The organism is Halohasta sp. A2 (assembly GCF_056175805.1).
The window spans coordinates 1-254 of the sequence record NZ_JAQFWV010000319.1 but is presented as its reverse complement, the minus strand read 5'-3'; the positions used below and the strand labels follow the sequence as shown (position 1 = coordinate 254).

At 51.6% G+C, this 254-nt stretch carries 1 pseudogene; it reads right to left on the bottom strand.

What is annotated here, in order from left to right:
- Positions 1-148: 148 nt before the first annotated feature.
- Positions 149-254 (bottom strand): annotated as a pseudogene (locus tag O2S87_RS19290) (IS5/IS1182 family transposase); the annotation flags it as partial.

Below are 254 nucleotides of genomic sequence, written 5' to 3'. Positions count from 1 at the left end.
CTCACTCTCGCCTCACCGGGACAGCACCGCAACGCAGACCAAGTCAGTTGGCCACTTGGAATGCGACTATTCACGCCGAAAAAGTGGATTGGAGACGATTCATCTGTCTACGACAGCAGCCAACAACGAGGGTGTCATACAATTCATCTCATACCACAAGCTTCGTCCGCCCTGGATTTTCACCCTGTTCGTAGTTCGTGATTGCAACTATTACTCGGAGACACAGTCCAAGGAATGCTTGTACCCGAGCATGG